Origin of the sequence: Pseudoalteromonas sp. GW168-MNA-CIBAN-0100 (genome assembly GCF_040309225.1) — a bacterium.
Lineage (GTDB): Bacteria > Pseudomonadota > Gammaproteobacteria > Enterobacterales > Alteromonadaceae > Pseudoalteromonas > Pseudoalteromonas arctica.
Genome location: NZ_JBEOOL010000451.1, coordinates 1 through 284 on the forward strand (window position 1 = coordinate 1; position 284 = coordinate 284).

1 pseudogene is annotated in these 284 nt (G+C 30.6%); it reads right to left on the reverse strand.

Going from position 1 to position 284, the window contains the following annotated elements:
• Positions 1–284: pseudogene (locus tag AAEY62_RS21905) on the reverse strand (sensor histidine kinase); the annotation flags it as partial.

The window sequence follows — 284 nt, forward strand, 5'->3', positions numbered from 1 at the left end:
AATGTACAGAATATGATTTTCTTTAATAAACTGATTAACGCCTTCAACTATCGGAACGAGTTCTTGCGGTAAAAATTCTACTGAAACTTCCGGGTTTTTAGAGTTTAAACTTATTTTTCTTAGCTGCTGACTGAGTTCACTAATTGGTTTTAAACTCCTAGAAACAACAAGTTTGACAATTATTCTTATAATAAATACGGAAAATATAGATGTGAAAATAAAAATAATATCAACAAACCAGTGGATATAGTCTAACTCTTCTCTACTTAGCGCATAGGCAAGTT